The sequence below is a fragment of the Streptomyces sp. AM25 genome (assembly GCF_058146165.1).
This window is the reverse complement of record NZ_JBKIWN010000133.1, coordinates 262,188-283,058: the sequence shown is the minus strand read 5'-3', so window position 1 is coordinate 283,058 and position 20,871 is coordinate 262,188. Positions and strand designations below refer to the sequence as shown.

Below are 20,871 nucleotides of genomic sequence, written 5' to 3'. Positions count from 1 at the left end.
TGCTTTCTCCTGCACCGGTGCGCCCTCGCGCCCCACTTTCCTTAGTCCAGGTAATGAGTTAATCTAATGAACATGCCGGATTCATCCCGCACCAGCCCCGAGGACACGGCCGCCGTCAACGCACTGCGGTCGGGTGTGATGCGTTTGTCGCGGAGGCTCAAGCACCAGCGGGTCGACGAGTCGCTCAGTCCCACCGAGATGTCGGTGCTGGGCACTCTCGCCCGCTGCGGCTCCGCCACCCCGGGCGAGCTCGCCCGCAAGGAGCACGTACAGCCTCCGTCGATGACGCGCATCGTCGCGCTGCTGGAGGCCAAGGGCCTGGTCCGGCTGGAACCGCACCCCGAGGACCGCCGCCAGAAGGTGGTCCGGCAGACCGAACAGGCCGAGGCGATGCTCGAGGAGAGCCGGCGCAAACGCAATGCCTGGCTCTCCGAACTGGCCGGAAGGCTCGACGAGGACGAGTGGGCGACGCTGCGCGCCGCCGCGCCCGTCCTGGAGAAGCTCGCGCACCTGTAGGCCCCGCACGCCTGCAGGGACCTCGAGACCCGGCCGGGCCGGGGGCCTGCCGCACGACGCACGGAGTACGCCGCACGGAGAGAGAGGCGATCCCACCTTGAGTACGGGACCCGGAGCAGACTCCGCACCCGCACCGAACCGCCACGACGACGACAATCGCACGACCCCCCTGCAGTCCGGGGACGCGGCCACCGCGCCCGACGCGCCCATCGCGCCCGTCAAGGGGGGCACCTTCAGCTCACTGCGCATCCGCAACTACCGTCTCTACGCCGGCGGACAGGTCGTCTCCAACGCCGGCACGTGGATGCAGCGCATCGCCCAGGACTGGCTGGTCCTCAGCCTGACCGGCTCCTCCGCCGCCGTGGGCATCACCACGGCCCTGCAGTTCCTGCCCATGCTGCTGTTCGGGCTGTACGGCGGCGTCATCGCCGACCGGCTCCCCAAGCGGCGCCTGCTCGTCGTCACACAGGCCGCGATGGGCGCCACCGGGCTCGTTCTCGCCGCGCTCACCCTTTCCGGACATGTCCAGGTTTGGCATGTCTACCTCATGGCGTTCGTGCTGGGCGTGGTGACCGTCGTCGACAACCCCGCCCGCCAGGCCTTCGTCTCCGAGATGGTCGGCCCCGCCGACCTGCGCAACGCGGTCAGCCTCAACTCCGCCAACTTCCAGTCGGCCCGGCTCGTCGGCCCCGCCGTCGCCGGTGTGCTGATCACCGCCGTGGGCAGCGGCTGGGCGTTCCTGCTCAACGGGCTCTCCTTCGCCGCACCCATCGCGGCACTGCTGATGATGCGCACCTCGGAGCTGCACAAGGTCGAGCGCGCCCCGCGCGGCAAGGGGCAGTTGCGGGAGGGGCTGCAGCACGTCGCCGGGCGGCCCGAACTGATCTGGCCGATCGTGCTGGTCGGCTTCATCGGCACCTTCGGCTTCAACTTCCCCATCTGGCTCACGGCGTTCGTCAACAACGTCTTCCACGCGGGAGCCGGGATGTACGGCCTGCTCAACACCCTGATGGCGGCCGGGTCGTTGGTGGGCGCCCTGCTCGCCGCACGGCGCGGCACCTCGCGGCAGCGGCTGCTGATCGGCGCGGCCGCGGCGTTCGGCGTGCTGGAGATCGTGGCGGCGCTGGCACCGGACTTCTGGGTCTTCGCGGTGCTGCTGGTCCCGATCGGGATGTTCGGCCTGACGATCAACGTCACCGCCAACTCCAGCATCCAGCTGGCCTCCGACCCCGCACTGCGGGGCCGGGTCATGAGCCTCTTCATGATGGTCTTCATGGGCGGTACGCCGCTGGGCGCGCCGCTGGTGGGCTGGGTGACGGACGCGTACGGGCCACGGGTCGGCTTCATATCGGGCGGCGTGATCTCGCTGGCCGCCGCCGCGGGGGTGGGCTTCGCCCTTGCCCGTGCGGGGGGCCTGCGGCTGAGAGTGGATATTCGGCCGGGGCGGCCGCATCTCGTGTTCGTGCCGCGGGCTGCTGCGCAGGCGGAGCCGGCTGCTGCCGTCGTGTGACGTGCGGGTCGTCTGTGGTTGCTCGCGCAGTTCCCCGCGCCCCTACGGGGCGCGGACGGGCGTGCGCGGGACACTGGCCCCATGCGCCTGTTCGTCGCCGTGACCCCGCCCCCGTCCGCCGTCGCCGAACTCGTCGAAGCCGTGGCCCCGTTGCGGTCGCTGCCGGGGGCCGGGCGGCTGCGCTGGGCCGAGCCGGACACCTGGCACTTCACGCTCGCCTTCCTCGGCGAGGTCGAGGAGGCGCGGCTGCCGGAGCTCGGTGAGCGGCTCGCGCGCGCCGCGCACCGGCATCCGCCGCACGAGCTGCGGTTCGCCGGCGGCGGGCGGTTCGGGGACCGGATCCTGTGGGCGGGGGTGCAGGGCGGGACGGAGACGCTGCGCGGGCTGGCCCGCTCGGCCGCGGCGGGGGCGCGCCGGGCCGGGGTGGGGGTCGACGACAAGCGCCCCTTCCACCCCCACCTCACCCTCGCCCGCTCGACCACGGGCCGGGTGGGCCTGGCGCCGTACGCGGCGGGGCTCGCGGACTTCCGGGGCGCCCCGTGGACGGCGGGGCGCCTGGAACTGATCCGCAGCCGGCTGCCTGTCGGCGGCGTCCCTGGTGAGCGGCCTCGCTACGAGCTCGTCCAGGCCTGGGACCTGGGGTGATGACGGGCGGCGCGCCCGGCCGGTTAGGCTCGGGGGGTGGACCCGAAGACCAGGAACCGGATCATGACCGGTGCGCTTGCCGTGATACTCGTCGTCGTCGCTGTGGTGGCCGCTGTGAAGTAGCGGCTGCGGGCCGTCCGTGGCCGAACACGCAGTTCCCCGCGCCCCTGCGGGGCGCTCACCAGGCAAACGCCTCCGGCGCCGGCCCGGGGCCGGGGAAGATCTCGTCCAGTGACGCCAACAGTTCATCGGGCAAGGCCAGTTCGACGGCCCTCACCGCGGAGTCGAGCTGCTCCCGCGTCCGCGGCCCGATGATCGGCGCGGTGACCACCGGCCTGGTCAGCAACCACGCCAGCGCCACCTCACCCGCCACCAGCCCGTGCTTGTCGACCACGTCCTCGTAGGCCTGGACCCGCTCCCGGACTCCGGTCTTCGCCAGCGCGTCCGCGGACCTGCCGGTCTCCGCGGCTCTGCGGATCGCGCCGCCCAGCAGGCCGCCGCCGAGCGGGGACCAGGGGATGACCCCGAGCCCGTACGCCTCCGCCGCCGGGAGCACCTCCATCTCGGCGCGCCGCTCGGCGAGGTTGTACAGGCACTGCTCGCTGACCAGGCCGAGCGTGTTGCGGCGCCGGGCGGCCTCGTTGGCCCGGGCGATGTGCCAGCCGGCGTGGTTGGACGAGCCGACGTAGAGGATCTTGCCCTGCTGGACGAGGACGTCCATGGCCTGCCAGATCTCGTCCCAGGGCGTGGCCCTGTCGACGTGGTGGAACTGGTAGAGGTCGATGTGGTCCGTCCGCAGCCGCTGCAGGCTGGCGTCGACGGCGCGCCGGATGTTGAGCGCGGAGAGCCGGTCCTCGTTGGGCCACGGATCGCCCTCGGCGTGCATGCCGCCGAACACCTTGGTGGCCAGGACGACCCGGTCCCGCCGGTGGCCGCCGCGGGCGAACCAGGTGCCGATGATCTCCTCGGTGCGCCCCTTGTGGACGCCCCAGCCGTAGACGTTGGCGGTGTCGAAGAAGTTGACGCCGGCGTCGAGCGCGGCGTCCATGATGGCGTGGCTGTCGGCCTCGTCGGTGCGGGGCCCGAAGTTCATCGTGCCGAGAACGATCCGGCTGACCTTGAGTCCCGTACGTCCGAGCTGCGTGTACTCCATGGGCCCTTAGCCAATGCCCTCAAGTGCGCTCGAATCAAGGGGCTGTCCGGGTGTGCACGCATGTGTGCACACCCGGACAGCCGGACGGTCAGCCGCGGTCGGGTTCCCGCTCCACCGGTATCCACAGCAGGGCCTCCGCCCGGCCCTCGTGGAGGACGCGCACGCGCAGGATCTCCGGCCCCGGCCGGCTGCGGTACGGGTTCGACGGGAACCACTGCGTGAAGACGTCCCGCCACAGGAGCTGGAGCGCCTGCGGGAACGGGCCGGAGCTCTCGAAGACGGCCCAGGCGCCCGCCGGGACGGTGAGCGCCTCCAGGTCCTCGGGCACGCCGGCGCTGCTCACCACGCCGTGCCAGTAGTCGAGTTCGGTGCCCTCGGCGCGGCTGGGGTCGAGGCCGTCGCTCACGGCGAGGATCCCCTCGGGCTCGCCGTCGGACAGTGCCGTGATGCGCTGCACGGTCTCCTGTCCCAGGCCCTTGATGAACCCGGTGATCGCGGGGTTCACCCCCTGGTGCACGAGTGGGACGCGGGCCTTCCGCCCGACGATGCGGAACTCGTCCTTCTCCACGACCCGGTACTGCATGCTGCTGCTCCCTTCGACGATGAGACGGAAGGACATCCGGGGCTGGGAGCACAGGGCCGCACCGGTCCGCCGGGCCTCGCCCGGGCCGATGCCGTGCACGGCGCGGAACGCCCGGGCGAACGCCTCCCCCGAGGTGTAGCCGTGGCGCACGGCGACGTCGAGCAGGGTCCGCTCCCCGGCGAGCACCTCGGCGCCGGCGACGGTGAGCCGCCTGCGCCGGATGTACTCGGACAGCGGGATCCCGGCCAGCGCGGAGAACATCCGGCGGAAGTGGTACTCCGACGTCACGGCGATCCGGGCCAGTTCGGCCACGTCGATCTGCCGGTCGAGGTGCTCCTCGATGTGCTCCAGGGCCCGGTTCAGCCGCTCCAGCATCGCCCCCGGTCTCCTTCCTTCCTACGGTCGTTCACGCTACGGAGGGCGCACGCTGCCGGACCCGACATCCTGTGCCCGGAACGGTCGGGTCGGGCGGGTTCACGCGGGTTCACGCGGGGTCGTAGGGCCCGCCGGCCCCCCAGGCCTGGTGCATCGCCTCCGCGAAGACGGCGGCGATGCGGTGCTCGCCGTGCGGGCTCGGGTGGGTGCCGTCGTAGGTGTCGAGCGCGACGTCCCAGCGGGGCGGGGGAGAGGCGAGCAGCAGCGGCGAGCCCGGCCGGTCGAGGTCGGCGACGGCCTTGGCGAGCAGCTCGTTGAACTCCTCGCACTGCGCGGCGAAGGACGGGTCGCCCAGGATGCGCACGTTGGGGAGCACGGGCAGCAGCACGGCCTGCACCCGCGGGTTGGCGGTGCGGGCCTCGGCGACGAAGCGGCGCACGTTGTCCGCCGTCTGCTCGGGGTCCGTGTAGAAGCCGAGGTCGATGAGCCCGAGGGAGACGAGCAGGGTGTCGGCCCGGTGCGTGCGCACGGCGTCGCCTATGAGGGGCGCCATGTGACACCACCCCTCGCCCCACCCGGCGAGATGCGCCCGGCAGCGCTCGGGGAATTCGGGCGCCCCGTAGGCGTGCGAGACGGCCTCGTCGGCGACGGGCTCGTAGAGGGCGGTCCGCGGCCCGACGATCCGGAACGGCCCGCCGTACGTGGCGCACAGGTGCTGCCACATCCGGTAGCGCCAGGTGAGGTCACCGGCGCTGCCGATGGTCATGGAGTCGCCGACGAACATCAATCGCATTGCTGCATCCAAGCATGCGGGGTGCGCCCGGCGGAGGCCGCGCCCCGGCGGAGCCCGGGCGGCGCTGAGCGGGCTCGGCGAAGTGCAGTGCGTGATCGCGCCCCAAAGGGGCGCGGGGAACTGCGCGAACAGCCACGACGAGCCCGCAGTTGACGTACTGCACTTCCCGCGGAGCGCTTAGCGTGGACACATGGGCGAAAAGGTCACGCTCCACGGTGCTCCGGAGACCATGCTCGCCACGCTGTACGGCAGGGCGCTGGACAGCGCGGCCCCCGTGCCGATCCTGGGGGACGACGAAGCCGCCAGGACCGTGCAGCGGATCGACTACGACTTCCGCCGCACCGGCATGACGCAGCTCAACGCGGCCGGTGTCGCCCTGCGGGCCAAGCTGCTGGACGACTGGACCGCCGGGTTCCTGGAGCGGCACCCCGAGTGCACCGTGCTGCACCTCGCGTGCGGCCTGGACAGCCGGGTGCGGCGGATCGGGCCGGGGCCGTCGGTGCGGTGGGTGGACGTCGACCTGCCGGAGGTCGTCGACCTGCGGCGCCGGCTGGTGCCCCGCCCCGCCGGGGACTACCGCGTGATCGGCGCGTCCGTCACCGACCTGCGATGGCTCGCGGAGGTACCGGCGGACCGTCCGGCCGTCGTCGTCTTCGAGGGCCTGTCGATGTACCTGCGCAAGGAGGACGGCAGACGGCTCGTCGAGGCCGTCACCGGCCGTTTCCCCGCAGGGGAGTTGCTCTTCGATGCCTTCAGCTCCCTCGGTATCCGCCTGCAGAAGCTCGTCCCCTTCGTCCGGCACGCGGGGGTCACGCTCTACTGGGCCGCCGACGACCCCGCCGAACTGGAGGGCTGGCACGAGGGCCTGCGGTGCCTGGACGTGGTGCGCGCGTTCGACACCCCAGGCAGCGCGCAACAACTCTCGGCCGCCGGGAAGTTGGGGGTGTGGGTCATGACCCACACCCCGGGTGGCGCGACGTCGCACGGCTCATGCGCTTCGGGTTCTGAGCGCTCAGTTCACGTACAGCTTGCCCGGGTGCGGGTAGGTGTTCCACCGGTTCTGCAGCTCGCGGACGTCGTGCGGGCTGAGCTTGATGCAGCCGTTGGACGTGTAGCTGCCCGTCCACTGGTACGGGCCGCTGCCCTGGGCGCCGCTGGGGAGCATCCTGCTGTGGATGAACAGCTCGGTGCGCCACTTGCCGGTGTGGCACTTGTGGTTGCCGATGTCCCACGCGATGCCGTTGACACCGTGCGGGCCGCCGTCGTGGTGCGGGTAGTAGGTGCCGATGGGATAGGTGCCGTCGGGCAGCCAGCCCTGGTTCGACGCGCAGGTGTCCTTGCTGCCGTTGCCGGATCCCGCGCGCCAGCTGTCGAGGACGGTGGTGCGGGTGCGGTCCCCGCCGATCCGCTGGACGTGGACGAAGCGCAGGCGCGAGTTCAGCGGGTCGGATCCCTTCTTGAACTCGAGGTAGGTGTAACTGCTGCCCGTTGCCTGCGGGGCGGCGTTCGCGGTCGTGGGCGTCAGCCCGGCCGCGACGGCCGCGACCGGCAGGACGGCGAGTGCCCCCAGCTTGCTCCGCAGAGTGCGCATGAAGGTGTTTCCCCCTGGCGTCGTTGTCGCTGTCGTTGTCGTGACCGCGGTTCCGGAGGGACCGCGGGTGACGGCGTGACCCCGGACGTTACGGATCCGCGCGCCCGGCGGCGTCCGGCAACGGGTGGAATCCGGCCGCGACTTGGGCTGTGCCTTCCCGTGGGCCTCCGCAGCCGTCACTCCGCTCCCGTCCAGCCGCTCCAGCGCGTGACCTCGACGGCCACCACCTGCCCCTCCGGCGGATGCGCCGCGTACTGCGGATACTTCCGCTGCAGGAGCCCCACCGGGCCGCCGCACTCGTCGCGGTCCGTCCAGATCTCGGCGTGCCCGTCGGCCCGCGCCCACCACAGTGCGGTCCAGTCGTCCGCGTAGTGGTCGGCGAGGATGCTGACTTGGGGGTTCTGCCGGATGTTGCGCAGGCGGCGCAGGAGCTGTGCGCTCTTCGGCTTGTCGTCGACCGCGAAGTACAGCACGTCCTGCCCCAGCGCGAAGGTGATCGGGACGACGTGCGGCCTGCCGGTCAGGTCCGACGTGGCCAGCCGGGCCACCCGTGCCTGCTTGAAGAGCTCCCGGGCCTGTGCCGGTTCCAGTCGCATGGTGCCGACCGTATCCTCACGGAGCCGGATCCTCACGGAAGACAGGAAGGGCGCGACGCATGGCCGGGCTTTACCCACCGATCGAGCCGTACGACTCCGGAATGCTCGACGTCGGCGACGGCAACCTCGTCCACTGGGAGGTCTGCGGCAGTCCGGGCGGCAGACCCGCCGCCGTCGTCCACGGCGGCCCCGGCTCCGGGTGCACGGAGCGGGCCCGGCGGTACTTCGACCCCGCCCGCTACCGCGTCGTCCTCTTCGACCAGCGCGGCTGCGGCCGCAGCACCCCGCACGCGAGCGATCCCGCGAAGGCCTCCCTGCTCCACAACACCACCCACCACCTGATCGCCGACATGGAGCGGCTGCGCGAGCACCTCGGCATCGACCGCTGGCTGCTGTACGGGGGTTCGTGGGGCTCGACCCTGATCCTGGCCTACGCGGAGCGCCACCCGCACCGGGTCACCGGGATCGTCATCCCGGACGTCACCATGACCCGGCGCTCGGACACGGAGTGGCTCTACGGCGGCGTCGGCCGTTTCTTCCCGGAGGAGTGGGAGCGTTTCCGGGCGGGGTCCGGCGTGGCGGACGGCGGCGTGGCCGGCATCCTCGGCGCGTACTCCCGCCTCATGGAGAACCCGGACCCCGCGGTGCGGGAGCGGGCCGCCGCCGACTGGTGCGCCTGGGAGGACGCCGTGCTCTCCCAGGAGCCCGCCCGGGTCCCCCGCCCCTACGGCAGCCGGCCGTCCGCCGCCCGCCAGGCGTTCGTCCGCATCTGCGCGCACTACTTCTCGCACGGCGCCTGGCTGGAGGAGGGCGTGCTGCTGCGCGACGCCGGGCGCCTCGCCGGCATCCCGGGCGTGCTGATCCACGGCCGCCTCGACCTGGGCGGCCCGCTGGTGACGGCGTGGGAGCTCGCCGGCGCCTGGCCCGACGCGGAGCTGGTGGTCGTCGAGGATGCGGGGCACCTGGGGAGCGCCACGATGCGGGGGCGTGTGCTGGCGGCGCTGGACGGGTTCGTCCAGTAGGGCGCCCCGTGAGGGGCGCGGGGAACTGCGCGAGCAACCACGGTCGGCCTGCACCCGCGTCCCTTACAGGGCGCCCCGAGCGGAGCGGCTAGGCCAGGTACCCACCGTCGATGTCGAGTGTCGTCCCCGTGATGAACGACGCCGACGGCGAGGCAAGAAAGACGACGCCTGCCGCAATCTCCTCCGGCCGCCCGTAGCGGCCCATCGCATTGGCCGCCCGCTGTGCGTCGGAGTTGGGCCCGTCCTGCGGGTTCATGTCGGTGGCGACGGAACCGGACTGGACGACGTTGACGGTGATCCCGCGGGGGGCCAGGTCGAGGGCGGCGCCCTTGCTGTAGGCGACGACGGCGGCCTTGGTCGCCGCGTAGTCGGCGACGCCGGGGAAGGCGGGCCGCGCCCCGAGGTTGGAGCCGATCGTGACGATGCGGCCGCCGTCGCCGAGCACGGCGGACGCGGCCCGTATCGCCGCCGTCACGCCGCCGACGTTGACGGCGAGCTGGTGGTCGAGCACGGCGGTGTCGGGGTCGGCGTCGTCGACCGTGGCGTGCGCGAACACGCCCGCGTTGTTGACGAGGACGTCCAGCCGCCCGAAGTCCTCCGCCACGCGGCCCACCAGCTCCGCGACCTGGGCGGCGTCCGCCTGGTCGGCCCGGTACGCGGCGGCGCGGACGCCGTGGCCGTCCTCGATCTCCCGCACGACCGTGCCGGCCTTTTCCGCCGAGGCGGCGTAGCTGATCGCCACGTGCGCGCCGGCCTCGGCCAGCGCACGCGCCGTGGCCGCCCCGATACCGCGCGAACCGCCCGTCACCAGTGCGACCTTGCCCGCCAGCGACTTGGTGCTGCTGCTCATGGGAGCCCTCCCTGAAGACCGTCCGTGAAGACTTATGTACCGATCGGTACGTAAGAGGGAAGCTATCATACCGATCGATACAGAAGTCTTCCGAAGCCCTCCGAGGGGAGCCGTCATGGCGACGACGACCGGACGTCCGCGCGAGTTCGACGTCGACGAGCGGCTGGACCGCGCCCTGAGCGTGTTCTGGCGGCACGGCTACGAGGGCACCGCGCTCTCCGACCTCACGGCGGCGATGGGTATCAGCCGCCCGAGCCTGTACGCCGCGTACGGCAACAAGGAGGCCCTGTTCCGCAAGTGCCTGGACCGCTACCGGGAGGGCCCGGCGAGCCACATGGACGAGGCCCTGGAGGAGCCGACGGCTCGGGCCGTGGTGGAGCACCTGCTGCGCGGCGTCGTCGGGGTGACCACCCGCGAGGAGGGACCGGGCTGCCTCATGATCCACGGTGCCCTGGCCACGAGCGACCAGGCCGGCCCCGTCCGCGACGAGGTGATCGCGCGCCGCCGGGCGGCGGACGCCGCACTGCGGGAGCGCTTCGAACGGGCAAGGGAGGAGGGCGAGTTCGCGGAGGACACGGACGTCGCCGCACTCGCCGGCTACATCAGCACGCTCTCGTCCGGCCTCGCCGTCCAGGCGGCGGGCGGCGCCACGCGCGAGGAACTGCAGCGCACGGTCGAGGTCGCGATGAGGGCGTGGCCGGGGCGCTGACTGCTCGTTTTCCCACGGCCCGCGCCCGGCAGCAGGCATAGTCGGAGTGACCACCGCGGATCAACGAGGAGGGAGCAGAGCATGGCGAAGACGTTCACGACCACGATCGGCGGCCGGACGGTCGAGTTGCCGGGCACCATCCACGCCATTCGTGAAGCGTTGCCCGCCGAGCAGCGCGAGGAGTTCGAACGGGAGGCGGAGCAGGCCGGGGCGGACGAGCTCTCCGGCGTCCTGGCCCGCTGGGCTTTGCGGACCCCGCAGGCGTACGACCCGGAAGAGGAGGCGCTGATCGCGCGCCTGAAGGCCGGGGACTTCTCCGGCGTCCGGTTCGAGCTCGTGCCACTGCCGTAAGGCCGGGTGGGCCGAAGGATCCGGCCCACCCGGAGCATGACCGGAACGGCGAGCCCTACAGCCGCTCGATCACGTAGTCGATGCACACCGTGAGCGCCTCGACGTCCGCCGGGTCGATCGCCGGGAACATCGCCACGCGCAGCTGGTTGCGCCCCAGCTTGCGGTACGGCTCCGTGTCCACGATGCCGTTCGCCCGCAGGGTCGCCGCGACGGCCGCCGCGTCCACGTCGTCCGAGAAGTCGATCGTGCCGATCACCTGCGACCGCTTCGCCGGGTCCGTCACGAACGGCGTCGCGTGCTTCGACGCCTCCGCCCAGCCGTACAGCGCCTGCGACGAGGCCGCGGTGCGGCGCACCGCCCAGTCCAGGCCGCCCTGGCCGTTGAGCCACTCCAGCTGCTCGTTGAGGAGGAAGAGGGTGGACAGGGCGGGGGTGTTGTACGTCTGGTTCTTCAGCGAGTTGTCGATCGCGGTCGGCAGCGAGAAGAACTCGGGGACGTGCCGGCCCGACGCGTGGATGCGGGCCGCCCGCTCCAGTGCCGCCGGGGAGAAGGCGGCGAGCCACAGGCCGCCGTCCGAGGCGAAGGACTTCTGCGGGGCGAAGTAGTAGACGTCGGTCTCGGCGATGTCGACGGGCAGGCCGCCCGCGCCCGAGGTCGCGTCCACCAGGACCAGCGCGCCCTCGTCCGCACCCGCCACCCGCCGCAGCGGGGCCGCGACTCCGGTGGAGGTCTCGTTGTGGGTGAACGCGTAGACGTCGACGCCCGCCTCCGCCACCGGCTCCGGGTGGGTGCCCGGCTCCGAGGAGATCACCGTCGGCTCCTCCAGCCACGGGGCGAGCTTCGCGGCCTTGGCGAACTTGGACGAGAACTCGCCGAACGACAGGTGCTGCGACTTGCGTTCGATCAGGCCGTGAGTGGCGACGTCCCAGAACGCCGTGGAACCGCCGTTGCCCAGCACCACCTCGTAGCCCTCGGGCAGCGGGAACAGCTCGCGGATGCCGGACCGCACCCGGCCGACCAGGTCCTTCACCGGGGCCTGGCGGTGCGACGTGCCGAGCAGGGAGGTTCCGGTCGCGGCCAGAGCGGCGAGCGCCTCCGGACGCACCTTGGACGGGCCCGCGCCGAAGCGACCGTCGGCGGGCTTGATGTCAGCGGGGATCTCGATATCAGCCACGGGGGCACACTATCGGCCGCACCTGCCCGCCGCGGAGCGAAGTCCACCCGATGAGACGGATGCAACGAACGGTCCGGTGACGTCCGTCACCGGACGGGCAGGCTCTCCCCATGGCCGATCTTGCTGCTGCCCTCCGCGCTGCGCTCCGCGGCGATGTCGACTTCTCCGCCTCCGCCCGCGCGCTGACGACCATGGACGCCTCCAACTACCGCCGCGTGCCGCTCGGTGTCGTCTCACCGCGCGACGCGGACGACGTCGCTGCGGCCCTCGCGGTGTGCCGCGAGCACGCCGTGCCCGTCGTGGCGCGCGGCGGCGGCACGTCGATCGCGGGACAGGCCACGGGCGAGGGCGTCGTCCTGGACTTCACCCGCCACATGAACGCAGTGATCGGTATCGACCGCGAGGCGCGCACCGCCGTCGTCCAGCCGGGGGCCGTCCTCGACGAACTCCGGTCCGTGGCACGGCCGTACGGGCTCACCTTCGGCCCCGACCCCTCCACGCACGGCCGCTGCACGCTCGGCGGCATGATCGGCAACAACGCGTGCGGCGCCCACTCGGTGGCGTGGGGGACGACGGCCGACAACGTCCGCACGCTGGACGTCCTGACGTACGGGGGCGAGCCCGCCCGGCTGGGGAAGGGGTTCGGCGGGCTGCCGGAACGTCTGGCCGGCGGCCTGCAGGCCCTGGTGGACGGGCAGTTGGCGCTCCTGCGCACAGGCTTTCCGGCGGGCCTGCCGCGCCGCATCTCCGGCTACGCCCTCGACGCTCTGCTCCCGGAGCGGGGCACGGACGTGGCCCGGGCCTTCACCGGCAGCGAGGGCACGCTGGGGGTGCTGACGCAGGCGACGGTGCGCCTCGTCGAGCCGCCCGCGGCCCGGGCGCTGGCCGTGCTCGGCTACCCGGACGAGGGCGCGGCCGCGGACGCGGCCCATCTGCTCCTGCCGCACGGCCCGTTGACGGTGGAGGGCATGGCCGCCGACCTCGTCCGCGGGGACCGTGCCGGTGATCTGCCGAAGGGAACGGCCTGGCTGTTCGTGGAGACGGGCGGCGGCACGGCCGCGGAGGCGGCGGCCCGGGCGGAGGCGCTGCGCGGGGCCGCGGGCGCGTGCGGCCACCTCGTCGTCACCGACGCGGCCGCGCAGCGCGCCCTCTGGGCGGTGCGCGAGGACGCGGCCGGCACGGCGACCAGGCTGCCCGACGGCGGCGAGGCCTGGCCCGGCTGGGAGGACTGCGCGGTTCCGCCGGAGCGGCTGGGCGCGTATCTCCGCGGCTTCCGGGCCCTGTTGGCGGAACACGGCCTGCGCGGCGCGCCGTTCGGGCACTTCGGGGAGGGCTGCGTCCACGTGCGCATCGACGTGGATCTGCTGAGCGCGGACGGGGTGCGCCGCTACCGGGAGTTCTCCCACGCGATGGCTGAGCTCGTCGTCTCCCACGGCGGCTCGCTCTCGGGCGAACACGGCGACGGCCAGGCGAGGGCCGAACTCCTGCCGCGGATGTACGGGGAGGGGATGGTCCGGCTCTTCGAGCGCTTCAAGGACTTGTGGGACCCGGCGGGCGGCCTCAACCCGGGCATGCTCGTCCGCCCGTACCGCCTGGACGAGAACCTGCGCTTCGCCCCCGTGCGCAAGCCGGTGGACGTGGAGTTCGGCTACCCCGGGGACGGCGGCGACTTCCGGGCCGCGGTGCGGCGCTGCGTGGGCGTGGCCAAGTGCCGGGAGACGGCGGTTTCCACAGGAGTGATGTGTCCGTCGTACCGGGTGACGAGGGACGAGCGGCACTCCACGCGGGGCCGGGCGCGACTGTTGCACGAGATGCTGGCGGGGGAGGTGGTGCGCGACGGCTGGCGCTCGGAGGAGGTGCGCGAGGCGCTGGACCTGTGCCTGTCGTGCAAGGGGTGCCGCAGCGACTGCCCGGTGGGGGTGGACATGGCGACGTACAAGGCGGAGTTCCTGCACCATTACTACGCGGGGCGGTTGCGGCCTGCGGTGCACTACGCACTGGGCGGGCTGCCGGTGTGGCTGCGGGCGGCGTGGCGGGCGGCTCCGCTGCTCAACCGGCTGGCGGGGGCGGGCCCGTCGGCGGCGGTGGCGAAGAGGATCGCGGGCGTGACGCCGGAGAGAGACATTCCGCAGCTGGCGGGGGAGCCGTTCGTGCGGTGGTGGGGGCGGGAGCGGGGCGAGGGGGAGGTCGTCCTCTGGCCGGACACGTTCACCAACTATCTCTCGCCGCAGGTGGGACGGGCGGCGGTACGGGTGTTGGAGGCGGCGGGATTGCGGGTGACCGTCCCGCAGACCCCGGTGTGCTGCGGCCTCACCTGGGTCTCGACGGGCCGGCTGACGCGGGCTCGCAAGGTGATGCGCCGCACGCTGGACGCGATGGAACCGGCCCTGGCGGCGGGCCTGCCCGTCATCGGCCTGGAGCCGAGCTGCACGGCGGCCCTCCGGAACGACCTGCCGGAACTGCTGCCGGAGGACCCGAGAGCGCAGCAACTGGCTTCCTCGGTCCACACGTTCGCCGAGGCGCTGGAGAAGCTGGCCTCGGACTGGCGGCCGCCACGCATCGACCGCCCGGTGGTGGGCCAGACGCACTGCCACCAGCACGCGGTCCTGGGTGACGCGGCGGAGCAGCGTTTGCGGCAAGCGGCGGGCCTGACCGGCGCCTTGAGCGGAGGCTGCTGCGGCCTCGCCGGAAACTTCGGCTTCGAGCGCGGCCACTACGCGGTCTCGGTGGCATGCGCGGAGGAACAACTGCTCCCGGCGCTCCGGAACCGGGAGGAGGGGGCGGAGGTGCTGGCGGACGGCTACTCCTGCCGCACCCAGATCGCTCAACTGGGGGAGGGGATCAGGGCCCGGCACTTGGCAGAGGTGCTGGCGGACGGGGAGTGGTGAGCGGCGGGGTCAGACGTCGCGACGCGAATACGCGATTCCTCCTGCGACCACCACAACAGCGGTGAAAGCGCAGAAGATCACGAGCCCTATAGTGGGATGGATATCGCTGCCGAGCAACGCCCGGTTGAATCCGGCGTCTTCGGCATCCTCCCAGCCCCGGACGCAGTACAACGCGGCGCGCGCGGCAGCGAAGGGAAGATAGTCTGAGACGGTCGGCAGCCCCGGAACTCTGCTCAGCAGGAAGCCCGCGACCCGCTCCAGGGCCATGGGCCACAGCAGCAGGAACATCACGACGGGCAGACGGTGCCGTACCAGAGCGGTGAGTCCTGCGGCCAGCGCGGGCCAGCAGAGCATCACGGTGGTGAAGGTCGCCAGCGGAGCCGACAACCCGAGCCAGTCAGGCAGTGGCTCGTCGCGTGCGGTCCGGATGCCGGCCGCGATCACTGTGCTGAGCAATGTCGAGCCGAGCGCGGTGGTCGCTGCTGCCGCTGAAGTAACGGCGATCTTCGCCGTGTAGGCAGTCCGCCGTGAGGAGAGGGTGAGGAATGTCGTCCTGGCGGCCTGGTGCGCATACTCCGCGGAGACGGCCGTTGCCCCGAGCGAGAAAAGAATGTACGCGGACATGGGGGCCTGGGAGGCGAGGGGCGCGAATTGGAGGACGTCCGCCATTGCGCTGAGGGAGTAATCGTTGAGGCCGATGTCGATCCCATTGCCGATGCCGATCAGGGCGACGATGCCGGCAAGGATCCATGGCGACCTCAGTGAAGAAAGTCGTTTCCACTCGTATCGAAGCGCTCGGCTGGCGCACGAGCGGTGCATCCTGGCCTGGCCCGGCTCGGCCGTATGTCCCTGACCGGTAGGCATAGTGATGGACCCGGTTGTCATTGGGTGTTGAACTCCTGTTCCGCGACGGACAGATAGAACTCCTCGATGGAAGCAGACTTTTCGCCCAGCCAGTACAGAGGAATACCGCGATCCGCCGACAGGTGCCCGATGCGCAGCCGGTCCAGCCCGGTGACGCGTGCCCGCACCGAATCCAGCGGCTGCAGGCGACCGCCGTGCTCCTCCACGGCTGCTGCCAGTCGCTCGAGCTCCGGGCTCTCCACGACGACGTGATGGCCGGCCTGTCTGGTGATCTCTTCCACTGTGGACTGTGCGGTCACGCGTCCTCGCGCCATCACCACGACCCGGTCTGCCAGTTGATCGATCTCCGCCAGTAGATGGCTGGACAGGAGCACTGCGCCGCCCTCGTCGGCGAAACGGCGCAACGTGTTCCGCAGCCACGCGATGGAGTGCGGATCCAGACCGTTGAACGGTTCGTCCAGGATCAGGACCTGGGGCGATCCCAGAAGCGCCTGCGCCAGTCCGGCGCGCTGCGCCATGCCCAGGGACAGCTGGCCGAGGCGGAGCCCGGCAGCCTGCTCGAGTCCGACGCGAGCCAGTACCGCATCGACGGTTCCGGGGGGGACCCCGAGGCCGTACGCCACCATGGTGAGGTGATCGCGGAGCCGGTGCCGGGGATGGCCTCCGACACCGCCGAGCACTGCTCCGACGACCCGGCCGGGGCAGTGCCATTCCCGCAGTGGGCGCGTAAGGAAGACGGTTTCGCCCTCTCCCGCTGTGAGCCCGAGCAGCAGCCGAAGAGTGGTGGTCTTGCCGGCACCGTTCGCTCCCAGCAAAGCGGTCACCGAACCTTCGGGCACCGAGAGGGAAACTCCGTCGACGACTTTCTTTCCACGGTAGAACTTGGCCAGTCCGGTGGCTGCAAGCAAGGGCATGTCAGAAATTGCCTTCAGCAAGGCGAGAGCCTTTCACGGTGCAGGCGTCGGATGCGAATGGGCCGACCCGTTGACGAGGTCGGCCCACTGTCATGACGCGTCTCGGAGCCGTGGGACTCAGTCCCATCCAATGCCCGCTCCGTACAGCAGCCCTGAAGCCACGTGCACGGTGACGGGAACGACTGCTCCGTTCCAGGGCTTGTGCCGCCGTGCCGCGCACAGCGCGAGTGCGATGGCGGGGCCCACCCAGCCGAGGGCGTAGAGGATCACGGTGACCCCGTCGAAGCGGTCGAACAGGCTCGCCACGCGGCCCACCCGCGACAGCAGACACAGACAGGAGAACACCAGAGCCGAGCTCCACAGGTTGGCCTCCAGCGACTTGGGGCCGCACGCTGTGGAGCCGTCGTGACGTGTCATCGCTTCAGCACCTTCAGCCGATCAGCTGCTCGACGACCCAGTCGATCGCGTCCGCACCGCTGGCGGCGATGGCGATCCGAACGGGGTGGTACCAGGCCAGGCCGTCGACCCACCTCTTGAAGGAGGCGGTTCCGCCCTTCGCAGCCTTGACTGCCGACTGGAAGAACTTCGGCCCCTGCTTCTTGATGGCGCTGAGGAGGGCCTTCCCTGCACTGCTGGCCGCGCTGCGCTTCACGCGGGGAGAAGACTCGCCCTCCGCCACAGCTTCGACCGCAGCCCGACCCTCGGTGCTGAGCTCCGAGGAAAGCTCAGGGGTCTGCAGCAGCTGGCGCGCCTGGGGAGAGGTGAGTTCGGGCTGCGCAGCCGATACGGACTGCGCGGTGGATGCGCTCTGCGCTCCCGCGGCGTTGGCAGCCGGAACGGCCACACCGAACGCGACTGCGGCCATCGCGGTGGCTGCGGATATGCGCAGAGTCTTGCGGTTCACGTACTATTCCTCCTTGTGTAACAGGACACTCGCGTCCTCGTGTGGCTCGCCAAAACCGGTGGGGGCGCGGGTGTCCCGCCGCGCGCAGAGGGCAGTGGTCCGGGTTCGGATCACTGCCCTCTCGCGTACGGCGAATCGACTTCTTGATCATATCTTGAAGATCTTCTTGCGGGTCAAGGATTGACTTGCGTCGCTCTAGGGCCCATTAGCCTCTTGACTCCCTGGAGGTTCTTGTTGGCGCTCAAAAATCGTCGGTGTCCAGGGCAAGCCCGAACGGCTGCGTCAGCCGCAACGGCGTCCCGAATGGGTGCGGCCCTTCAGTACGCTCGTAGCCGAGCGCACCCGGTGCGGAGTACAACGTCCAGGTCTCGTCCTGTCGGTCCACCAACAGGTAGAGCGGGGCGGCGAACTGGGCGTAGCGCCGCCGCTTGGTCACGCGGTCGGTGTCCCCGTTGGAGGGCGAGGTCACCTCCACGATGAGCAGGCTCTGATCGGGAACGATGCTCGGCGCGTCCTTGGACACGACCTCACGCGGTACGACCGCGAGGTCGGGGACGTACCAGTTCGGCGTGCCGGGGAGATCGACGTTGCCGGAGCCGGTGCGGCATCCCAGCTCGCGTACTCGGGCGTGGATCTGAGCCCTGATGGACTCGGCCGCGCCCTTATGCCCCCACGTCTGCGACGCCGACTGGATCGCTCCTTCGATGATCTCGGCCCGATCCCCCGCGACATGCTGAATGGCGATCTTCAGCGCCCGTTCCGGATCGGCGGGGTCAGCCGGTTGATAGGGCTGCGCGCTCACCGCGTACTCCTTTTCTGCGGCGGCGACTCCGGAGCCGTCGAGGTGCCGTACCCGACGCTACGGCCACACCAACGACAGGTGCGTCCCCCGCAGGGGTGCCGTCCGGGTGGCCTGGGCCAGCAGTCCTGCCCAACGTCCCGCCCGCATCCGAGGTTTGGACAAACTACTACCGATGCATCTGGCTGCACGTGCCAGGGCCGGCGATGCTGCCCTCCCAGAGCTCGAACCACATGCACTTCCCCACCACGGACAACCCTTCCCAGACCAGGCTGACGCCGAGATCGTGCGCGAGGCTGCGCACAAGCTGGATGCCGCGGCCGCTTTCCTCCTGCTTCGCCGTTGCCTCTGGATGGGCCCACCATCTTGTGATGTCCCCGTCGCACACGGAGATTCGCGCACGAGTCACCCCGACGATGCACTCCAGCTCGAAGCAGTCGACCCGTGCGTGGCGCCATACGTTCGTCACCAGCTCGGACACGCAGACGCGGGCGTTGTCGACGAGTGAGGGATGGCCTGACGCCTCCAGCGCTCCGGCAACGAAGTGCCGGGCCAGCCGGGCCGAGGTGGGGGCTGATGGAACAGACATTTCATAGAGCCGGCCAGGACTGTCGAGTGTGGCGGTACGCATGGGTCGTCTCCCCGCACGGTTGGTGTCCACGCCTCACGCCATCCGTGGCCCGGCCTCTGAGGGCATACCTCAACTGCCGGTCCAGCGGCCGCACTTCGGTTTTCCTGACGTGCTACGTGGGAGTGCGAGGACCGTAGCGATGTCAGGTGAACCTGTGCAACCTGGTCGCGTATCTCATGCAACGAGTGGACCCGTGGAACCGTTACGCGCAAGACTGGGCCGATCGAGCTGGGAGGAGCCGCATGCTGCCGAGGGCAGTCCCCACTGCGCGGCAGCAACGCCTGGGTGCGGAGCTGCGCAAGCTGCGGGAGCGCGCAGGGCTTTCAGTTGCTCAAGCGGGCAAGGAGTTTGGTGCCGATCGCACACGGATCAGTAACGTGGAGGCCGGTCGGCTCGGGCTCAGCGCCGAACGGGTCAGAGCATTGGCCGCCATCTATGCGTGTACGGATCCCGCACTTGTCAATGCGCTGGTGAGCATGGCTGTGGAGCGCGGCAAGGGTTGGTGGGAGGAGCGCCGGGGAACCTTGCCTACGAGCCTGCTCGACCTTGCGGAGCTCGAATACCGTGCGCTTGCCCTCGCGTACATGCAGGTGATCTACATCCCGGGTCTGCTGCAGACCGAAGAATACGCGCAGGCGGTGTTCCGGCTCGCGGTACCGAAGTTGGCTCCGATCGATGTCAGACGCCGTGTCTCGTTCCGGATGCAGCGAAAGTGCGTGATGGAGCGCGGAGGAGGGGCTACGCCCACCAAGTTCATCATTCATGAGGCCGCTCTGCGGATGCGTTATGCGGACGCCGGCGCGCATCGTCGACAGCTGGAGCGGCTGATCGAGTTGAGCGAGGAAAGTGGCGTCACGATTCGAGTGATCCCGTTCGCGGTCGGCGGCTACCCGGGTGCCAACAGCTGCGCTGCCCACGCCGCAGGTGTGGTGCCATCCCTGGACACCGTGCAGGTCGATACTGCTCACGGATCGCTCTTCCTGCACTCGGAAACGCACCTGGAGGACTATCGAGGCATCTTCCGGCGTGCTGAAGATGTTGCCCTCGACGTCGAGGGTTCACGAGATTTCCTTGGCAAGGTTGCTGGCGAACTGTGAAGGAATCGGATGATGTCTGAGATCGCCTGGCGGAAGTCGTCCTTCTCCGGAGACCGGGACGAGTGTGTTGAAGTCGGCCGCCGTCACGGCGAGATCGTGATACGCGAGAGCGACGCCCCCGACGTGGTGATAGCGGCCAGCGGAACACGCATACGCGGCTTACTCGAAGGGCTCAAGGCAGGGCATTTCGACTGAGCTGTCGTCGTGCCGCCAACCGCTGTCATCCGGAAGCTGCCCTTCCGACAGTCCAAATCTTCAACACGAGCCCGCTGCAGTGAGGATTTGGACTGCCGGAAGCGCCGTGCGACAGGCCCTTCGTCAGTGCGGCCCCCACCAAGCCGGCGAGACGTCTATCGACCACACGTCGCCTGCCTGCTGCTCTTCCGGATCGTCCGGATCGTGGTCGCCGCTCCCGTACGGGTCCGGGTCGACGATGACGTGAATCCGGGCGCCGGACTCCCGGACGCGATAGCGGCACATGTCGTGTGCCTCGTCCTCGACTTCGAGTGAGCAGCCCAACGCTTCGATGCCGGCCCGCAGTTCCTCGAAGCGGACGCGCGGTGCGAATGTGCCGTATTCGCGGATCAGCGGCTTCGGCACCGTGTCGTCGACCTCGCCGTGGATCAGTCGGTGTGCCTTCACGCCGAATCCGAAACACGTCGCCGTGCCCTCCGGCGTCGGCGCGAAGGAGGCTTCCACGAGTCCGTAGTCCCGCAGCACGGCGCCTCCGCCGGGGAAGTCGACGTAGCTGGGCCCCAACACCGCCTGCCAGGCGCCGGGTTCGGTGTCGATTCCCGCTCCCAGGACGTTGCCACGGGTAGCTGCGTGAACGTAGAAGTCCAGGTCGGACACTCGTGGGGCTCCTCACCTCTGGCTGCTGCCTGCAGGGCCAAACGTAACCAGCAC

At 70.7% G+C, this 20,871-nt stretch carries 23 protein-coding genes and 1 pseudogene; 10 read left to right on the top strand and 14 right to left on the bottom strand.

Annotated features, from left to right (window positions below; all coding sequences use genetic code 11):
* Positions 1-66 precede the first annotated feature (66 nt).
* The 3 genes from ACLHRZ_RS38625 (at position 67) to thpR (ending at position 2,671) form a co-directional block, all read left to right on the top strand.
* Positions 67-516, top strand: a complete 450-nt coding sequence (locus tag ACLHRZ_RS38625; protein WP_490423254.1) for a MarR family winged helix-turn-helix transcriptional regulator — start codon at positions 67-69, stop codon at positions 514-516.
* Positions 517-613: 97 nt separating this feature from the next.
* On the top strand, positions 614-2,026 hold the full coding sequence (locus tag ACLHRZ_RS38620; RefSeq protein WP_490423253.1) for an MFS transporter: 1,413 nt from the start codon (positions 614-616) through the stop codon (positions 2,024-2,026).
* 81 nt (positions 2,027-2,107) lie between these two features.
* Complete coding sequence (thpR, locus tag ACLHRZ_RS38615; protein ID WP_490423252.1) at positions 2,108-2,671, top strand: RNA 2',3'-cyclic phosphodiesterase; 564 nt, start codon at positions 2,108-2,110, stop codon at positions 2,669-2,671.
* Between the two features lie 178 nt (positions 2,672-2,849).
* Here thpR and ACLHRZ_RS38610 read toward each other — a convergent pair whose 3' ends face one another.
* The 3 genes from ACLHRZ_RS38610 to ACLHRZ_RS38600 form a co-directional block, all read right to left on the bottom strand.
* Positions 2,850-3,824: an aldo/keto reductase gene (locus ACLHRZ_RS38610; protein ID WP_490423251.1), complete on the bottom strand. Its 975-nt coding sequence runs from the start codon at positions 3,822-3,824 to the stop codon at positions 2,850-2,852.
* Positions 3,825-3,912: 88 nt separating this feature from the next.
* Positions 3,913-4,782 carry an AraC family transcriptional regulator gene (locus tag ACLHRZ_RS38605; protein ID WP_490423250.1) on the bottom strand — a complete coding sequence of 290 codons (870 nt, stop codon included), beginning with the start codon at positions 4,780-4,782 and terminating at the stop codon, positions 3,913-3,915.
* A 109-nt stretch (positions 4,783-4,891) separates the two neighbouring features.
* Positions 4,892-5,566 (bottom strand): GDSL-type esterase/lipase family protein, encoded by a 675-nt coding sequence (locus ACLHRZ_RS38600; protein ID WP_490423374.1) that lies wholly within the window; start codon positions 5,564-5,566, stop codon positions 4,892-4,894.
* 199 nt (positions 5,567-5,765) lie between these two features.
* Here ACLHRZ_RS38600 and ACLHRZ_RS38595 point away from each other — a divergent pair.
* Positions 5,766-6,227 (top strand): annotated as a pseudogene (locus ACLHRZ_RS38595) (class I SAM-dependent methyltransferase); the annotation flags it as partial.
* Between the two features lie 360 nt (positions 6,228-6,587).
* Here ACLHRZ_RS38595 and ACLHRZ_RS38590 read toward each other — a convergent pair.
* Together ACLHRZ_RS38590 and ACLHRZ_RS38585 are read right to left on the bottom strand one after the other, a co-directional pair.
* Entirely contained in the window at positions 6,588-7,166 is a 579-nt protein-coding gene (locus ACLHRZ_RS38590; RefSeq protein ID WP_490423375.1) for a hypothetical protein, read from the bottom strand.
* A 176-nt stretch (positions 7,167-7,342) separates the two neighbouring features.
* Positions 7,343-7,762 (bottom strand): TIGR03668 family PPOX class F420-dependent oxidoreductase, encoded by a 420-nt coding sequence (locus ACLHRZ_RS38585; RefSeq protein ID WP_490423249.1) that lies wholly within the window; start codon positions 7,760-7,762, stop codon positions 7,343-7,345.
* Positions 7,763-7,821: 59 nt separating this feature from the next.
* Here ACLHRZ_RS38585 and pip point away from each other — a divergent pair, with 59 nt between their 5' ends.
* Positions 7,822-8,784: a prolyl aminopeptidase gene (gene pip / locus ACLHRZ_RS38580; RefSeq protein WP_490423248.1), complete on the top strand. Its 963-nt coding sequence runs from the start codon at positions 7,822-7,824 to the stop codon at positions 8,782-8,784.
* 88 nt (positions 8,785-8,872) lie between these two features.
* On the opposite strand, the gene ACLHRZ_RS38575 is transcribed toward pip, so the two are convergent.
* Positions 8,873-9,634, bottom strand: coding sequence for an SDR family NAD(P)-dependent oxidoreductase (locus ACLHRZ_RS38575; RefSeq protein WP_490423247.1), 762 nt, complete (start codon positions 9,632-9,634; stop codon positions 8,873-8,875).
* 115 nt (positions 9,635-9,749) lie between these two features.
* On the opposite strand from ACLHRZ_RS38575, the gene ACLHRZ_RS38570 reads away from it, so the two are divergent.
* The gene (locus tag ACLHRZ_RS38570) at positions 9,750-10,343 is read left to right on the top strand and encodes a TetR/AcrR family transcriptional regulator (protein WP_490423246.1); all 594 of its coding nucleotides are present in this window, start codon (positions 9,750-9,752) and stop codon (positions 10,341-10,343) included.
* A gap of 81 nt (positions 10,344-10,424) precedes the next feature.
* Positions 10,425-10,694, top strand: a complete 270-nt coding sequence (locus ACLHRZ_RS38565) for a hypothetical protein (RefSeq protein ID WP_490423245.1) — start codon at positions 10,425-10,427, stop codon at positions 10,692-10,694.
* A gap of 55 nt (positions 10,695-10,749) precedes the next feature.
* Here the strand turns inward: ACLHRZ_RS38565 and serC are convergent, their stop codons facing one another.
* A complete protein-coding gene (gene serC, locus ACLHRZ_RS38560; protein WP_490423244.1) occupies positions 10,750-11,868 on the bottom strand; it encodes a phosphoserine transaminase in 1,119 nt (372 codons plus the stop codon).
* Between the two features lie 110 nt (positions 11,869-11,978).
* On the opposite strand from serC, the gene ACLHRZ_RS38555 reads away from it, so the two are divergent.
* Entirely contained in the window at positions 11,979-14,756 is a 2,778-nt protein-coding gene (locus ACLHRZ_RS38555) for an FAD-binding and (Fe-S)-binding domain-containing protein (protein WP_490423243.1), read from the top strand.
* A 9-nt stretch (positions 14,757-14,765) separates the two neighbouring features.
* Here ACLHRZ_RS38555 and ACLHRZ_RS38550 read toward each other — a convergent pair whose 3' ends face one another.
* From ACLHRZ_RS38550 to ACLHRZ_RS38525, 6 genes are all read right to left on the bottom strand, one after another.
* Entirely contained in the window at positions 14,766-15,641 is an 876-nt protein-coding gene (locus ACLHRZ_RS38550; protein WP_490423242.1) for a hypothetical protein, read from the bottom strand.
* Positions 15,638-16,555: an ABC transporter ATP-binding protein gene (locus ACLHRZ_RS38545; protein WP_490423241.1), complete on the bottom strand. Its 918-nt coding sequence runs from the start codon at positions 16,553-16,555 to the stop codon at positions 15,638-15,640. The genes ACLHRZ_RS38550 and ACLHRZ_RS38545 overlap by 4 nt, the downstream gene beginning before the upstream one ends.
* A 96-nt stretch (positions 16,556-16,651) precedes the next feature.
* Positions 16,652-16,951 carry a hypothetical protein gene (locus tag ACLHRZ_RS38540; protein ID WP_490423240.1) on the bottom strand — a complete coding sequence of 100 codons (300 nt, stop codon included), beginning with the start codon at positions 16,949-16,951 and terminating at the stop codon, positions 16,652-16,654.
* Positions 16,952-16,964: 13 nt separating this feature from the next.
* Positions 16,965-17,438: a hypothetical protein gene (locus ACLHRZ_RS38535; RefSeq protein ID WP_490423239.1), complete on the bottom strand. Its 474-nt coding sequence runs from the start codon at positions 17,436-17,438 to the stop codon at positions 16,965-16,967.
* 241 nt (positions 17,439-17,679) lie between these two features.
* Positions 17,680-18,240: a Uma2 family endonuclease gene (locus tag ACLHRZ_RS38530; protein WP_490423238.1), complete on the bottom strand. Its 561-nt coding sequence runs from the start codon at positions 18,238-18,240 to the stop codon at positions 17,680-17,682.
* Between the two features lie 166 nt (positions 18,241-18,406).
* Complete coding sequence (locus ACLHRZ_RS38525; protein ID WP_490423237.1) at positions 18,407-18,868, bottom strand: ATP-binding protein; 462 nt, start codon at positions 18,866-18,868, stop codon at positions 18,407-18,409.
* Positions 18,869-19,014: 146 nt separating this feature from the next.
* Between ACLHRZ_RS38525 and ACLHRZ_RS38520 the strand changes: the two genes are divergently transcribed.
* Both ACLHRZ_RS38520 and ACLHRZ_RS38515 read left to right on the top strand, forming a co-directional pair.
* The gene (locus tag ACLHRZ_RS38520; RefSeq protein WP_490423236.1) at positions 19,015-19,965 is read left to right on the top strand and encodes a helix-turn-helix domain-containing protein; all 951 of its coding nucleotides are present in this window, start codon (positions 19,015-19,017) and stop codon (positions 19,963-19,965) included.
* Positions 19,966-19,977: 12 nt separating this feature from the next.
* Positions 19,978-20,160 (top strand): DUF397 domain-containing protein, encoded by a 183-nt coding sequence (locus ACLHRZ_RS38515; RefSeq protein WP_490423235.1) that lies wholly within the window; start codon positions 19,978-19,980, stop codon positions 20,158-20,160.
* 123 nt (positions 20,161-20,283) lie between these two features.
* Here ACLHRZ_RS38515 and ACLHRZ_RS38510 read toward each other — a convergent pair whose 3' ends face one another.
* Positions 20,284-20,817, bottom strand: coding sequence for a hypothetical protein (locus ACLHRZ_RS38510; protein WP_490423234.1), 534 nt, complete (start codon positions 20,815-20,817; stop codon positions 20,284-20,286).
* Between the last annotated feature and the right edge of the window lie 54 nt (positions 20,818-20,871).

Coding starts and splice junctions, on each gene's coding strand:
- thpR (WP_490423252.1), top strand. CDS start 2,108: ATGCGCCTGTTCGTCGCCGTGACCCCGCCCCCGTCCGCCGTCGCCGAA.
- pip (WP_490423248.1), top strand. CDS start 7,822: ATGGCCGGGCTTTACCCACCGATCGAGCCGTACGACTCCGGAATGCTC.
- ACLHRZ_RS38600 (WP_490423374.1), bottom strand. CDS start 5,566: ATGTTCGTCGGCGACTCCATGACCATCGGCAGCGCCGGTGACCTCACC.
- ACLHRZ_RS38515 (WP_490423235.1), top strand. CDS start 19,978: ATGTCTGAGATCGCCTGGCGGAAGTCGTCCTTCTCCGGAGACCGGGAC.
- ACLHRZ_RS38565 (WP_490423245.1), top strand. CDS start 10,425: ATGGCGAAGACGTTCACGACCACGATCGGCGGCCGGACGGTCGAGTTG.
- ACLHRZ_RS38610 (WP_490423251.1), bottom strand. CDS start 3,824: ATGGAGTACACGCAGCTCGGACGTACGGGACTCAAGGTCAGCCGGATC.
- ACLHRZ_RS38585 (WP_490423249.1), bottom strand. CDS start 7,762: ATGCGACTGGAACCGGCACAGGCCCGGGAGCTCTTCAAGCAGGCACGG.
- ACLHRZ_RS38570 (WP_490423246.1), top strand. CDS start 9,750: ATGGCGACGACGACCGGACGTCCGCGCGAGTTCGACGTCGACGAGCGG.
- ACLHRZ_RS38625 (WP_490423254.1), top strand. CDS start 67: ATGAACATGCCGGATTCATCCCGCACCAGCCCCGAGGACACGGCCGCC.
- ACLHRZ_RS38555 (WP_490423243.1), top strand. CDS start 11,979: ATGGCCGATCTTGCTGCTGCCCTCCGCGCTGCGCTCCGCGGCGATGTC.
- ACLHRZ_RS38525 (WP_490423237.1), bottom strand. CDS start 18,868: ATGCGTACCGCCACACTCGACAGTCCTGGCCGGCTCTATGAAATGTCT.
- ACLHRZ_RS38540 (WP_490423240.1), bottom strand. CDS start 16,951: ATGACACGTCACGACGGCTCCACAGCGTGCGGCCCCAAGTCGCTGGAG.
- ACLHRZ_RS38590 (WP_490423375.1), bottom strand. CDS start 7,166: ATGCGCACTCTGCGGAGCAAGCTGGGGGCACTCGCCGTCCTGCCGGTC.
- ACLHRZ_RS38605 (WP_490423250.1), bottom strand. CDS start 4,782: ATGCTGGAGCGGCTGAACCGGGCCCTGGAGCACATCGAGGAGCACCTC.
- ACLHRZ_RS38550 (WP_490423242.1), bottom strand. CDS start 15,641: ATGACAACCGGGTCCATCACTATGCCTACCGGTCAGGGACATACGGCC.
- ACLHRZ_RS38575 (WP_490423247.1), bottom strand. CDS start 9,634: ATGAGCAGCAGCACCAAGTCGCTGGCGGGCAAGGTCGCACTGGTGACG.